Annotated in this window: 14 protein-coding genes and 1 tRNA gene; 7 read left to right on the forward strand and 8 right to left on the reverse strand. The window is 62.0% G+C overall.

The window, feature by feature from the left end; translation table 11 throughout:
* The 4 genes from OS914_RS15780 to OS914_RS15795 all read right to left on the reverse strand — a co-directional run.
* Positions 1-112, reverse strand: a 112-nt coding sequence (locus OS914_RS15780; protein ID WP_267547047.1) for a cold-shock protein, incomplete at its 3' end; no start/stop codon positions are given.
* Between the two features lie 274 nt (positions 113-386).
* On the reverse strand, positions 387-590 hold the full coding sequence (locus OS914_RS15785; RefSeq protein ID WP_196396538.1) for a cold-shock protein: 204 nt from the start codon (positions 588-590) through the stop codon (positions 387-389).
* Between the two features lie 171 nt (positions 591-761).
* Positions 762-1,310: a hypothetical protein gene (locus OS914_RS15790; protein WP_267547014.1), complete on the reverse strand. Its 549-nt coding sequence runs from the start codon at positions 1,308-1,310 to the stop codon at positions 762-764.
* A 283-nt stretch (positions 1,311-1,593) separates the two neighbouring features.
* A complete protein-coding gene (locus OS914_RS15795) occupies positions 1,594-2,625 on the reverse strand; it encodes an aldo/keto reductase (RefSeq protein WP_267547015.1) in 1,032 nt (343 codons plus the stop codon).
* A 441-nt stretch (positions 2,626-3,066) separates the two neighbouring features.
* Between OS914_RS15795 and OS914_RS15800 the strand changes: the two genes are divergently transcribed.
* Complete coding sequence (locus OS914_RS15800) at positions 3,067-3,705, forward strand: TIGR03085 family metal-binding protein (RefSeq protein ID WP_267547016.1); 639 nt, start codon at positions 3,067-3,069, stop codon at positions 3,703-3,705.
* A 179-nt stretch (positions 3,706-3,884) separates the two neighbouring features.
* On the opposite strand, the gene OS914_RS15805 is transcribed toward OS914_RS15800, so the two are convergent.
* Positions 3,885-3,967: transfer RNA gene (locus OS914_RS15805), tRNA-Leu, on the reverse strand.
* Positions 3,968-4,167: 200 nt separating this feature from the next.
* Between OS914_RS15805 and OS914_RS15810 the strand changes: the two genes are divergently transcribed.
* The gene (locus tag OS914_RS15810; RefSeq protein ID WP_267547017.1) at positions 4,168-5,472 is read left to right on the forward strand and encodes a M20/M25/M40 family metallo-hydrolase; all 1,305 of its coding nucleotides are present in this window, start codon (positions 4,168-4,170) and stop codon (positions 5,470-5,472) included.
* 13 nt (positions 5,473-5,485) lie between these two features.
* Positions 5,486-6,640, forward strand: coding sequence for an acyl-CoA dehydrogenase family protein (locus OS914_RS15815; RefSeq protein ID WP_267547048.1), 1,155 nt, complete (start codon positions 5,486-5,488; stop codon positions 6,638-6,640).
* Here OS914_RS15815 and OS914_RS15820 read toward each other — a convergent pair.
* Complete coding sequence (locus OS914_RS15820; protein WP_267547018.1) at positions 6,637-6,870, reverse strand: DUF5703 family protein; 234 nt, start codon at positions 6,868-6,870, stop codon at positions 6,637-6,639. The genes OS914_RS15815 and OS914_RS15820 overlap by 4 nt on opposite strands.
* A 131-nt stretch (positions 6,871-7,001) precedes the next feature.
* Between OS914_RS15820 and OS914_RS15825 the strand changes: the two genes are divergently transcribed.
* On the forward strand, positions 7,002-7,274 hold the full coding sequence (locus OS914_RS15825) for a hypothetical protein (RefSeq protein ID WP_267547019.1): 273 nt from the start codon (positions 7,002-7,004) through the stop codon (positions 7,272-7,274).
* Positions 7,275-7,302: 28 nt separating this feature from the next.
* Here the strand turns inward: OS914_RS15825 and OS914_RS15830 are convergent, their stop codons facing one another.
* Entirely contained in the window at positions 7,303-8,241 is a 939-nt protein-coding gene (locus OS914_RS15830; protein WP_267547020.1) for an aldo/keto reductase, read from the reverse strand.
* A gap of 145 nt (positions 8,242-8,386) precedes the next feature.
* On the opposite strand from OS914_RS15830, the gene OS914_RS15835 reads away from it, so the two are divergent.
* Together OS914_RS15835 and mshC are read left to right on the forward strand one after the other, a co-directional pair.
* On the forward strand, positions 8,387-9,223 hold the full coding sequence (locus OS914_RS15835) for an undecaprenyl-diphosphate phosphatase (RefSeq protein ID WP_267547049.1): 837 nt from the start codon (positions 8,387-8,389) through the stop codon (positions 9,221-9,223).
* A 15-nt stretch (positions 9,224-9,238) separates the two neighbouring features.
* The gene (mshC, locus tag OS914_RS15840; RefSeq protein WP_267547021.1) at positions 9,239-10,636 is read left to right on the forward strand and encodes a cysteine--1-D-myo-inosityl 2-amino-2-deoxy-alpha-D-glucopyranoside ligase; all 1,398 of its coding nucleotides are present in this window, start codon (positions 9,239-9,241) and stop codon (positions 10,634-10,636) included.
* Positions 10,637-10,694: 58 nt separating this feature from the next.
* On the opposite strand, the gene OS914_RS15845 is transcribed toward mshC, so the two are convergent.
* A complete protein-coding gene (locus tag OS914_RS15845; RefSeq protein WP_267547022.1) occupies positions 10,695-11,582 on the reverse strand; it encodes a PAC2 family protein in 888 nt (295 codons plus the stop codon).
* A 102-nt stretch (positions 11,583-11,684) separates the two neighbouring features.
* On the opposite strand from OS914_RS15845, the gene OS914_RS15850 reads away from it, so the two are divergent.
* Entirely contained in the window at positions 11,685-12,473 is a 789-nt protein-coding gene (locus OS914_RS15850) for an HAD family hydrolase (protein WP_267547023.1), read from the forward strand.

The raw sequence follows: 12,473 nt of genomic DNA on the forward strand, positions 1-12,473 counted from the left end.
CACCGGAGTTGATCGCCGAGTAGTGGGCGAAAACATCGGCGCTGCCGTCTTCGGGAGCGATGAAACCAAAGCCCTTTTCGGAGTTAAACCATTTGACGGTACCTGTAGCCATTTTTGTATATCTTTCCGTAATACGGATCCTCCGACTGCCGGAGAATCCCAGCTGCAATGTTCATTTTGCCGCTTTTACAGAAAAAGCAGCTGGCCCGTTTGGGTTTCGCCGCTTGAAATTCAAATGCGCAACACTACAACTACGAATAGTCTACACGGGGATGCTCCCCGGCTTCAAATCGCCGGGGCCGCGCCCGGGTCGAACCCTTAAAGACGAGCGGGGCGGGAGTTTCCTCCCGCCCCGCCTGCCCGGTCCGAAGACCTAGGTCAGAGAATTAGCCGACCTGGATGTTGACTGCCTGAGGTCCCTTGGGGCCCTGCTCGGTCTCAAAGGTGACAACCTGGTTCTCTTCGAGGGAGCGGTAGCCACCGGAGTTGATCGCCGAGTAGTGGGCGAAAACATCGGCGCTGCCGTCTTCGGGAGCGATGAAACCAAAGCCCTTTTCGGAGTTAAACCATTTGACGGTACCTGTAGCCATTTTTGTATATCTTTCTGTAAGACGGACTCTCCGACTGCCGGAGTGCCTTAGCCGCGGTGTCCATTTCCGCTTTTACAGAAAAGCGGCTAGCCCTTTTGGGTTTCGCCGCTTGAACTTCAAAATGCGCAACACTACAACTTCCTCAAGCATACATAATTTTCACCATGGTTGCTACTGTTCCGTGCTACCAGGGTCCGGCGGATTATCACAAGGTAGTTGTTCAGCCCTGAGCAGATGGTCCAGGCCAAGAGGAGGGCAACGGATTTCTCCTGTGCTGAAGCGGCCGGCGGGTCGATCGAGCTGCACAACGGCGCGTTGCCCGATCCAGTCGACGACCGTGCCGGTCGCGCCGCGCAGGTAGAGCGGCCGGATGGCGTGGTTGATCCTGACTCGGTCGCCAAGTCTGATCCGGGCGGCGGCCCGGTTGGCCTCGATGCGCACGAGTTGTTGATGGCGGTGAGCGATCGCTACCGAGACAGTAGCGAGGTGCTCATCAAGGACGCCGGCGACGACGGCGCCGAGGAGATAGCGGATTTGGGCAGGGTCCAAGGGCGTCGGTGCACCCTCTGGCTCCTGCAGGGCAGCCGGGGTTTTCTTGGATACGGGAGTGGGTGCTGAGCGTGTGGCAGCCGGCGACGTCCCGGAGGCCAGCGCCGGCACTGAGCCTGTGGCAGCCGGCGTTGGTCTGGCGCGGGGCTTGGTGCGGCGGCGCTTGCTCATGGTGCATATCCGAACTTCATGCTCCATTTTCCGTCCGTGTCGGCAGCGAACAACCTCCCCAGCAAGGGATGTGGACATCGGGCGGACCGGATCGGTCTGTGGAGGAGTTGTAGTCGGTGTTCTCGTCTCAGCTGTGCCATGCGGCCCAAAGAAGTGGTCGGCCGGTGCAGGACGTCGGCATCGTTCGATCCTGGGCATAACGCTGCTGCCCAAGAGCGGAAGCCCAGCTGCCGGCGGCCGCCGGAGCGCGGAACCCCAGCGGCCGGGAGCCGAACGGCTGCTGTTAGCGGCCGCCGTCGATCTTCCGGCTTCGCTGTTCCTGGGCCGGCTGTCCGTAGGGATATATTCCGACCTGCGGCTCGCTGATCTCCGTGAGCTTTTCGGTTTCCTCGCTGCTCAGTTCAAGTTTCGCCGCGCCAAGGTTGTCCGCAAGCTGTTCGGTGGTGCGCGCGCCTAGAATCACCGAGGTGACCGCGCGCCTGCCGGCCAGCCACGCCAAGGCAACCTGGGAGGCGCTGGCGCCGTGGGCCCTCGCTACTTCCGTCACGGCCCCGATGACCCGCCAGGTGTGCTCGTCCGCGTTGCGCCGCTTCCAGGCTTCCATGCCGCGTTCCGGATTTTCCCCCAGACGGGTCGCACCGGTGGGCTCCTGGTTGCGACGGTATTTTCCGGACAGCCATCCTCCGGCCAGTGGTGACCACGGGAGTAGCCCAATATCCGCGTCAAGCGCGGCGGGGATAATTTCGGACTCGATCTCCCGCACCAGCAGGCTGTATTGCGGCTGGAGTGTGATCGGGGGAGCCCAATGGTGTCCGCGCGCAACATGGACGGCCTTGGTCAACTGCCATCCCATGAAATTGGAGAACCCGTAATAGCCGATCTTCCCACTGCTGACCGCATTGTCGAGAAACCGGAGGGTCTCCTCGATGGGAGTGAGCGGATCCCACGCGTGCATCTGGTACAGATCGATCTGCTCAACTCCGAGCCGGCGCAGCGAATCGTCCAGCGCACGCCGAAGATGCCGGCCCGAGGTGCCCACATCATTGGGCCCGGGCCCCATCGGGAACCGGCCCTTACTGGCGAGAACCACCTGGGCCTTCGCCGCAGGACGCTTCGCAAGCCAGCGTCCGATGATTTCCTCGGACGCTCCCGCGGTATAGACGTCGGCCGTGTCGATAAAATTACCCCCGGCGGCTGCGTAGTCGTCCAGGATCTGGTGGGAGGTTTCTTCCGTGGCTTCCGCGCCGAACGTCATAGTGCCCAATGCGTACTCCGAAACGGCGGTGCCACTGTTGCCCAAATTGCGATACTGCATGATTCTCCTTAACTCCAAAGCATCGAATATGCTCCGCTGCACTTAGTTGGTCGACGGGACACCGCAGCAGCAGTGCTCGGGAACCCTTGGCCGCGGCACACCGGTGTAACGCGGAGCACAATGGGTTTATTCTCTCCACTAAACCGCTCTAGTAGTGTGTGTGTCAGCCGCGCAGGAGGACGAGGCTATGCTGAAGGCAAGTTGCGCCAGCGAGGACTCAGCGGTTTGCTGATGGCAGCGAACCGCTCTGCATGCGGTGCGCCGGGCGGCAACACGGGAATCTTCCCCGGCATTGGGGAGGCCACATCCGCCAGCAATAGGCCGGTCGCCGGAGGCGCAGGATGCAGCTTGCCGAGGTCGGCGATGCGGTTCACGGCCGACGCCGGCAACGGCACACGTCAACTTCGAGGAACCAGTCGAACGAACAGCTAGGGAGCAACCATGGCATGGTCCGGCATTGAGAAGAGCACTCTGGTGGCAACCCTTCGGGCAGCTGACCCGGGTGCGGCCACCCTCTGCGCCGGCTGGACGGTTCGCCACTTGCTGGCGCATCTAGTCCTGCGGGAACAAGCTCCCCTCCAGGTGGCGGAAGATTTGTTGCGGCGTCCCGTAGCGGGACAGGAGCGGAACATGGGACATCTGGTTAGTTCGGCCCAAAGCACGGACGGCTTTGCGGCCCTGATCCAACGCTTCTGCGACGGACCGCCTCGCTGGTCTCCGTTTTCATGGCTGGGCGACGCTGTTTCCCTGGTGGAGTACGTGGTCCATCACGAGGACATCCGACGCGCCGGCCCGGATCCTGCCCCGCCGCGGGACCTGCCGGTCGCCGAACAGGACGCGGTTTGGCAGCGCGTGAAGATCATGGCCGGCATGGGCTACCGACGGAGTCCGGTGGGAGTTGAGCTGGCCTTGCCTGATGGTCGTGGGCGCCGGACCCACAGTGGCTCGGGAGCGGTCCTTATCACCGGAGAACCTGCCGAATTGGCTCTGCATGCGCTCGGGCGCCGTTCCGTGGCGAAAGTCAAAATCACCGGCGGACCAGAAGCCCTGGAGCGGTTCGAGATCTGGGCGGCAGGCTGATCACCGCCGGCTAACCCGTCGCGCGGGGCCAACCCGTAGTGCCGGGCCAACCCGTAGTGCCGGTCCAACCCGTCGCGCGGGGCCAACCCGTAGTGCCGGTCCGCCCCTGAGCGTATGCCCGCGAAGCGTGGATGCAGAAAGACCCGGAGAATCGTACGATTCTCCGGGTCTTGTTTCCGTGCGCGGAAAGGGACTTGAACCCTCACCCCGTTTCCAGGACTAGCACCTCAAGCTAGCGCGTCTGCCATTCCGCCACCCGCGCAGGTGAAGTTTGCGGTGTCCAGGCCGTTAGGAAATCGGCCTTGAAACTCACAAATGCAGCGAGAAAAACGATAGCACGACTTCGCCGGGAATCTTGAATCGGGCTGGAACCGCAGACCTTCGAGGACCGCTATTAGACGGGTCCGGCCGGGGCACAGCTGTAGGCTGTTGGGACAAGTCGCCTAACTCAAGGAGCCCGCCGTGAACCTCGTTCGGCCCGAAGATGAAGTCGTTGGAATCTGCCAGGACCTTATTTGCATTGATACCACGAATTATGGTGACAACCAAGGCCCGGGGGAGCGGAAGGCTGCAGAATATACGGCTGCGCTGATCGAGGAAGCGGGCCTGGAGACCACCGTTTTCGAGTCGGCACCGGGGCGGGCCAGCGTGGTGGCGCGGATGGCCGGCGAGGATCCCAGCGCCGGGGCGCTGATAGTGCATGGGCATCTGGATGTCGTGCCCGCGCTGAAGGAAGACTGGACCGTAGATCCCTTTGGCGGCGAGGAAAACGACGGGATGATCTGGGGCCGCGGTGCGGTGGACATGAAGGACATGGACGCCATGATCCTCTCCGTGCTCCGGGGCATGTCCAGGGAAGGCCGCAAGCCCAAACGGGATCTCATTTTTGCCTTCTTCGCCGATGAGGAGGCCGGCGGAAACTACGGCGCGTCCTGGGCCGTGGACAACAAGCCTGAACTCTTCGAGGGAGCAACCGAGGCCATTTCCGAGGTCGGTGGATTTTCGACCGAAATCGGGGGTCACCGGGCGTACCTGCTGCAGACGGCGGAAAAGGGCCTTTCCTGGCTTCGGTTGACGGCGCATGGACGGGCCGGGCACGGGTCCCAGATCAATACCGACAACGCGGTCACGCGCCTGGCCCGAGCGGTCACCCGGATCGGCGACTACAAATGGCCGGTGGAACTCACCGATACCACCCGGGCGTTCCTGGAGGGCGTGTCCGAACTGACGGGCGTCGAGCTGGACGAGAATAACCCGGAAAATCTGCTCCGAGAGCTGGGAACGGTGGCCCGCTTTGTCGGTGCCACGCTGCAGAATACAGCCAACCCCACGCTGCTCAAAAGCGGTTACAAGCACAATGTGATTCCCGGCAGCGCGGAGGCGCTCATAGACGTTCGGACCTTGCCCGGCCAACAGGAACAGGTCCTGGAAATCATCAAGGGACTGGCCGGGGAAGGGATCGATATCGGCTATGACCACAAGGACGTCTCGTTGGAAGTTCCCTTTGCCGGCAATCTGGTGGACCACATGGTGGAAGCGCTGCAGGCGGAAGATCCCGGCGCGAAGGTGCTGCCGTACACTCTCTCCGGCGGGACGGATAACAAGTCACTGAGCAGGCTGGGGATCACCGGCTACGGTTTTGCGCCACTGAGGCTACCGGCGGAGTTGGATTTCACCGGGATGTTCCACGGCGTCGACGAACGCGTGCCCACTGATTCGCTGAAATTCGGAACCCGTGTGCTGGACCGCCTGCTGAGTAACTATTAGGACGGGACGGATGATGTCGATCGAACAGCTGCTGCCCGATGAACTGCTCAACAGGTTCCGCAGCCGCGCCGGCGCCTACGACGAACGCAATGAGTTCTTCCACGAGGATTTGCAGGAGCTCAAGAACGCAGGGTACTTACGCGTTTTTGCCGCGGAGGACGACGGCGGCATGGGCTTTGGTCTGCGGCAGGTAGCCGCCGCGCAGCGGCGGCTGGCGACGGCGGCCCCGGCCACAGCATTGGGGGTCAATATGCATTTGGTGTGGACCGGCGTCGCCCATCTTTTGGCAGTCCGTGGTGATGACTCGCTGCGCTACGTGCTGCAGGAAGCCGTGGCGGGGGAGGTGTTTGCCTTCGGAAATTCGGAGGCCGGGAACGATTCCGTCCTTTTTGATTCCAGCACCGTCGCTGAGCCGAATGCCGACGGTTCCTATGCCTTTACCGGCACGAAAATTTTTACCAGTCTAAGCCCGGCGTGGACCCGGCTCGGGATCTTCGGTAAGGACAGTACGGGCGCGGAGCCGGCGCTGGTGCACGCGTTTATTACCCGGGACGCCCCTGGCTACACCATCGGAAACGACTGGGACACCCTGGGGATGCGTGCAAACCAGTCAAATACCACTGTCCTTTCCGGTGTGGTTGCCGCCGCAGACAGGGTCTTCCGGAAACTGCCGGTCGGGCCCAACGCTGATCCGCTGATCTTTGCCATCTTCGCCTGCTTTGAGACGCTGCTGGCGGCCGTATATGCCGGCATCGGTGAACGAGCCCTGCAGTTGGGCGTAGAGGCAGCCCACCGGCGGAAATCGCAGAAAAACGGCGGCAGGGAGTATTCCCAAGATCCGGATATCCGCTGGAAAATAGCCACTGCCGCCATCACCATGGACGGCCTTTACCCGCAACTGGAAGCGGTAGCACGCGACATCGATGACCAAGTTGAGCACGGGGCTCAATGGTTCCCGAGGCTGGTGGGACTAAAGGTCCGCGCAACGGAGACTGCCAAGGAGGTGGTGGACCTCGCCATCCGGGTTTCCGGCGGCGGAACGTACTTTGCCGGTAACGAGCTGGGCCGCTTATACCGCGACGTGCTGGCCGGGATGTTCCATCCTTCCGACGACGAATCTGCGCACAGCACCGTGGCCACCGCCTGGCTGGGCCCGTTGGAAGGCTAAACGGTGCGTTCCACGCGCATAATCTTGCGCCGAAGCCAGAACTGACGGCCGCCGCCAATATAGATACAGCTGCGTTCCAACTCCCACTTGCCGTACTCGGCGTGCTCGGTGAGCCGCTGACGCGCGACGGGTAGCGGTTCTGACGGAGCCACCGTCAGCACAAGATACTCATACTGGCGGAGGTAATCGCGTTCCCTGCTGACCGAGCCGGCACTGAATTGTTCCCTCATAGCACTCCATTCTTCCCACAAATCGGGCCGATTCCGGTATCTGCGTCGGGATTTGCACACCTTTTCTGCATCGGGCTGCTGCTCCTCGTCCGGGCTTACAACTTCCGCACACCACTGGTAGCGTTCACCCTATGAGTCTAGATCCGCACGCAGCGTTGCAGTCGTTGACGTCCGCCCTCGAGGAACATCTGGCTGCTGCTTCTGCTCGTCGAGGTGATGATGATCCGGCGGTGGAGGCGGCGTACCTGTCCATAGTTGATGCCTTCGAAATTTACGAGGAAGTACTCTTCGAGGCCTGCAACGAAGTCACACCGTTGGTCATCTACGAAGATGAAGAAGACGACGACGATCTGGACTCGATCGACGATGAGGACGAGGGCGATTTGGAACCGATCGACGACTAAGCGATCAGGAGAGTCCAGTAGACGCCGGCTAGTGTGCCCGGCTGGAAACCTCGTCCAAAACAGCTTCGATCTGTTCCGGCAGGCGCTCCAACGTGGCATCGAGGACCTGCCTAAGCTGCCCTGGTGTTCGGGCCCCGACGACCGCCCCCGCTACTGCGGGTCGTGCGAGGAGCCAACTGAGCGCCACGTCCAACGGCCTCCGGTCTAGCCCCTTGGCCGCAGCGACAACTGCCTCGGTAATTCGAGCGGGGAGGCCCGAAAGGTATGGCTGGACGTACCCGGCCAATACTTCGCTCGCACCGCGGGAATCGGAAGGAATCTTGCCGCGGTACTTACCGGTCAGCACGCCACGCCCCAAGGGAGCCCAACACAGTAACCCCGTTCCCAGATGTTCGGAGGCGGGCGTAATCTCCGCCTCTACGCTGCGGTGCAGCAGTGAATATTCCACCTGATTGGCCACCACGGACGTGCCTGACATCGTTGCCGCGCGGGCCAGCTGCCAGCCGGTGTAGTTGGAGACACCCGCGTAGCGCACCCTTCCGGACGTGACGGCGTAGTCCAAGGCGCTTAGCGTCTCCTCCAAGGGAACGTTGTCGTCCCAGGTGTGGGCCAGCCAGAGGTCTAAATGGTCAGTTCCGAGCCTGGCCAGGGAGGCGTCCAACGCAGTCAGCATCGCCCTGCGGGAGGTGTCCACCATGCGTTTGCCTTTGCGGCGGCTGATTCCAGCCTTGGATATCAGCACCACCTCGCTGCGGGCCACGACGTCGCCGATCATGGCGCCCAATAGTGCTTCGCTGCGGCCTTCACCATAGCTAACGGCCGTATCGACCGTGGTGCCGCCGGCACTGATGTAGGCGCGTAGCTGGTCCCGGGCAGCCTGTTCGTCCGTGTCTGTTCCCCAGGACATGGTGCCCAGGCCAATGGTGGAAACCCGCAATCCACTAGTCCCGACGTATCGTTGCTGCATAAGGCCAGCTTACGTGGCGAGGTTTATCTCCCGCGCAATTTTCGAGCACGCGCGGATAATCTATTGGCCGCAGATGGCCCGCATGTGGGGGCGCCTGTTATGCATTCTGCCGTTAGCGTCCCCGTTTATGCCATAGGGTCAGATGGTGAACTGGATTGAAGCTGCCTTCCTCGGCCTGGTACAAGGCCTAACCGAATTCCTCCCTATTTCTTCAAGCGCACACTTGTTCGTAGTCGGAAAGTTCCTACCGACCGGGACCGATCCAGGTGCCGCCTTTACGGCCGTAAGCCAGTTAGGTACGGAAACAGCCGTAGTGGTCTTTTTCTGGCGGGACATAGTGCGAATCATTAGGGCCTGGTTCGGTGCCCTACGGGGCAAGGTTCCGCACTCGGATCCGGATGCCCGGATGGGCTGGCTGGTCATAATCGGCAGCGTTCCGATTGTGGTCCTCGGTCTTGTTTTTCAGAACGCTATTGAGTCGTCGTTGCGTAACCTGTGGATTGTGGCCACCACGTTGATCGTTTTCGGCCTGATTTTGGCCGTTGCCGATGCCGTTGCGAAACGGGACCGCACGCTGAAGGACCTCAGCGTGAAACACGGCATTCTATTCGGCCTGGCGCAGGCGCTGGCGCTTATTCCCGGAGTATCACGCTCCGGAGGGACCATAACGGCGGGTCTGTTGATGGGTTACACCCGTGAAGCAGCTGCGCGGTATTCATTTTTGCTGGCGATTCCCGCTGTCTTTGGCAGCGGATTGTACGAGCTGTATAAAATCTTTGCGAAACATGAGGGCGCACAGGGGCCTTTTGGACTGGGTCAGACGGCCCTTGCAACGGTTATTGCCTTCGTGGTGGGATATCTGATCATCGGATGGTTCCTGAAGTATATTTCCAGTAATAGTTACCGGATATTCGTCTGGTATCGGATTGCGCTGGGTCTGCTGTTGTTCCTGCTGCTCGGTTTCGGCGTCATCAGTGCCTGACAGTAGGCTGTAGCGGTGAAGTCTTGGAAATCCCGTCCCGTCCCGCAACTCCCGGGAACGATGCCCGCCCTCAACCTGTATGAAAGCCGTGCAGCCACCCTGCTTGCGATGCCGGACCAGGCCTCATCGAGCATGTACGTGTGCGGCATCACGCCGTACGACGCCACGCATATGGGTCATGCCGCGACTTATGTCGCCTTCGATCTGCTCAACCGTGCCTGGCACGACGCGGGCCAGAACGTGCACTACGTGCAAAATGTGACTGACGTGGACGATCCGCTGCTGGAACGGGCGAGCCGGGACGGCATCGATTGGCGGGAACTGGCAAGGGAACAGACCGACTTGTTCCGCGCGGACATGGAAGCGCTCAATGTCCTTGCTCCCGAGCAGTACATCGGCGCGGTGGAGTCCGTGGAATGGATTGTTCCGCAGGTCGAACGGCTGGTCGAGGCCGGACTGGCTTACCGGGTTTCGGCCAGCGATACCGAGCCGGCCGGCGATATCTATTTCTCCGTCGACGCGGCGTCAGTGCCGGCGCCAGGAACGTCCGGTCTCAATGCGTCCATGCCCCGTCCCGGCAGCAGGCACGACGGCGGTGCCACGCACGACGGCGGCGACAAGCCCGGCAAGGGCGACGACGGAGCCTGGTGGTTGGGACAGATCAGCGGACTGACACGGCAGGAAATGCTTCCGGTTTTTGCCGAGCGTGGGGGAGATCCCGACCGGGCGGGCAAACGGAACGTACTGGATCCGTTGCTGTGGCGTGTTGCCCGGGCGGGGGAACCCAGCTGGGCGGGAGCCAGCCTTGGTGCCGGACGCCCTGGCTGGCACATCGAATGCACCGTTATTGCCCAGCGTTTCCTGCCGGCGCCTTTCACCGTTCAAGGTGGTGGCTCGGATCTGGTCTTTCCGCACCATGAGATGGGAGCTGGCCATGCCTATGCGCTCAGCGGGGTGGAAATGGCCCGGCATTATGTGCATACCGGCATGGTGGGGCTTGCCGGGGAAAAGATGAGCAAGTCCAAGGGCAACCTGGTGCTGGTATCCAAACTCCGGGCCGACGGGGTTGAACCCGCAGCCATTCGAACAGCCATATTGTCACATCATTACCGCAGCGATTGGTTCTGGACGGACGAGGTCCTCGAGCAGGCGCAGACGCGGCTCAAGCGCTGGCGCGAGGCACTGGATAGCGCATTGCCAGGATCCGCGCGCGCACTGATCTCCGAGATGCGGGCCGCCCTCGCCGCCGATCTGGACGGGCCGCGTGCGCTGGCCGCGGTGGATCAGTGGGCGGCGGCGCAAGGCTCCGGGGACAACAACAGCGGGCTGGACGGCGCCGAAACCGTCTCCTCCGAGCTGGACGCCGCTCTCGTGACGGACGGGCTGGAGGCGTTGTTCGGCATTGTTCTCTAATTGCTCTGTCCACCAAGCACGCGGTTCTCTCAACACGCTGTTCTCTGGGCATTTTTCTCTAGGGCATGTCCCGGCCACGGCGCTTGAGGTAGCGTTCAAATTCACGCGCAATGGATTCCCCGCTGGCCTCCGGTAACTCCGCTGTATCCTTGGCCTCTTCCAATTGGTGGACGTAAGCGGCGATTTCCGGGTCCTCGGTGGCAAGTTCGTTGACGCCGCGTTCCCAGGCCTGAGAGTCTTCGGTCATCTCGTGCGTGTCAAAGGTAACCTGCAGCAAGTCCTGAATCCTGTTCAGCAGGGCCAGCTGAGCCTTTGGTGAAGGGGCTTGGGCGACATAGTGCGGCACAGCGGCCCAGAGCGAGACGGTGGGCAGGCCGGCAAGCAAGGCAAGTTCGTCCAGTACTCCTACTATGCCGATCGGCCCCTCGTATTGCGAGGATTCCAGGTTCATCCGGGTCCGCAGTTCATCGTCATCGCTGGTAGCGGTAACCGGGATGGGCCGCGTGTGCGGGACATCGGCGAGCAGGGCTCCGACCAGGACGACGTAATTCACATTCAAAGCCGCGGCCTGGGCGAGCAGCTCGGCCGTATAGGCCCGCCATTTATACGAAGGTTCTATGCCATGCACGAAGACCACATCCAGGTTCGATTCGGGCACGGACGCCTTGGTGATTTTGGTCGTCGGCCACTTAATCTTGCGGGTGCCCGCGGTGTTGCGCCGCACGGAGGGCCTGGTGAACTGGAAGTCGTAGTACTCATCGGGGTTCAGCGTCGTAATTTTTTTGGCCCCCCAGAGCCGGTGCAGGTATTTAAGGCAATCGCTGGCAGCCTCACCGGCATCGTTCCAACCTTCGAAAGCCGCGAGCATGACGGTGACCCGTTCCCCTTCCGGGACGGGCACTATCAGCCGGCTTGCGGGGGCCGTGGCGTCTTCGTCGTTGCTCATCACCTCTCCAGCCTACGACGAGCGCTCGGCCATCAGCCTTAAATACCGCTATCAGCTTAGTGGGGGGCTACTGGCCCCTGACACCCCCCGTAGAATGGACCCATGTATTCCACGTCTGTTTCCAATGCCCGGGCCAGCAGCACGGAAGTGTCCGCGGTCGATCAGCAGGCGCCCCGGGCGGTAGGTCTCCGGGCGGCACTGTGGGACATGGACGGCACTCTGGTGGATACCGAACCGTATTGGATCGGCTCAGAATTCGCCCTGGTCCAGGCCCACGGCGGCGAATGGACCCACCAACAGGCCTTGGCCCTGGTGGGCCAGTCGCTGGTTCACTCGGCCGGGGTCCTGCAACGTGCCGGTGTTCGCCTGACGGTCCGAGAGATCATCGACCACTTGACGGCCGAAGTTATCCGCCAGGTCCGCCACGAGATCCCTTGGCGCCCTGGTGCGCGCGAACTGTTGCGCGCCCTTGTTGATTCGGGCGTCCGCTGTGCCTTAGTGACCATGAGTGAGGGTCCGCTGGCAGCGGAAATCGTCGCTGGTCTGCCCTCGGGTTACTTCGAATTCCTGGTCACGGGAGACGCCGTCCAACAGGGCAAGCCGCATCCGGAGCCTTACCTATCGGCCCTCCGGCGCCTGCAGTTGCTGGACCCGCTGTTGACTGTTCACGAATGCGTGGCACTGGAGGACTCGATCCCGGGCGTCGCGTCGGCACAAGCCTCCGGTGTGGTGACGGTGGCGATCCCGCACACGGTGCCGCTGCCCGAGGACGCGGGCCGTACCACCTGGCCGTCACTATCCGGGCGGACTGTGGCGGATCTTCGCGCTCTGGTCGCGGAACGGGCAGAAGCGCTCGGTTCCCGGGTCGCACCGGTCATGGGAACCCCGTAG

Origin of the sequence: Arthrobacter endolithicus (genome assembly GCF_026627425.1) — a bacterium.
Lineage (GTDB): Bacteria > Actinomycetota > Actinomycetes > Actinomycetales > Micrococcaceae > Arthrobacter_M.

Excerpts from the sequence above, each read along its gene's own strand:
- OS914_RS15785 (WP_196396538.1), bottom strand. The coding sequence starts at position 590 with ATGGCTACAGGTACCGTCAAATGGTTTAACTCCGAAAAGGGCTTTGGT.
- OS914_RS15790 (WP_267547014.1), bottom strand. The coding sequence starts at position 1,310 with ATGAGCAAGCGCCGCCGCACCAAGCCCCGCGCCAGACCAACGCCGGCT.
- OS914_RS15795 (WP_267547015.1), bottom strand. The coding sequence starts at position 2,625 with ATGCAGTATCGCAATTTGGGCAACAGTGGCACCGCCGTTTCGGAGTAC.
- OS914_RS15800 (WP_267547016.1), top strand. The coding sequence starts at position 3,067 with ATGGCATGGTCCGGCATTGAGAAGAGCACTCTGGTGGCAACCCTTCGG.
- OS914_RS15815 (WP_267547048.1), top strand. The coding sequence starts at position 5,486 with ATGTCGATCGAACAGCTGCTGCCCGATGAACTGCTCAACAGGTTCCGC.
- OS914_RS15820 (WP_267547018.1), bottom strand. The coding sequence starts at position 6,870 with ATGAGGGAACAATTCAGTGCCGGCTCGGTCAGCAGGGAACGCGATTAC.
- OS914_RS15825 (WP_267547019.1), top strand. The coding sequence starts at position 7,002 with ATGAGTCTAGATCCGCACGCAGCGTTGCAGTCGTTGACGTCCGCCCTC.
- OS914_RS15830 (WP_267547020.1), bottom strand. The coding sequence starts at position 8,241 with ATGCAGCAACGATACGTCGGGACTAGTGGATTGCGGGTTTCCACCATT.
- OS914_RS15845 (WP_267547022.1), bottom strand. The coding sequence starts at position 11,582 with ATGAGCAACGACGAAGACGCCACGGCCCCCGCAAGCCGGCTGATAGTG.
- OS914_RS15850 (WP_267547023.1), top strand. The coding sequence starts at position 11,685 with ATGTATTCCACGTCTGTTTCCAATGCCCGGGCCAGCAGCACGGAAGTG.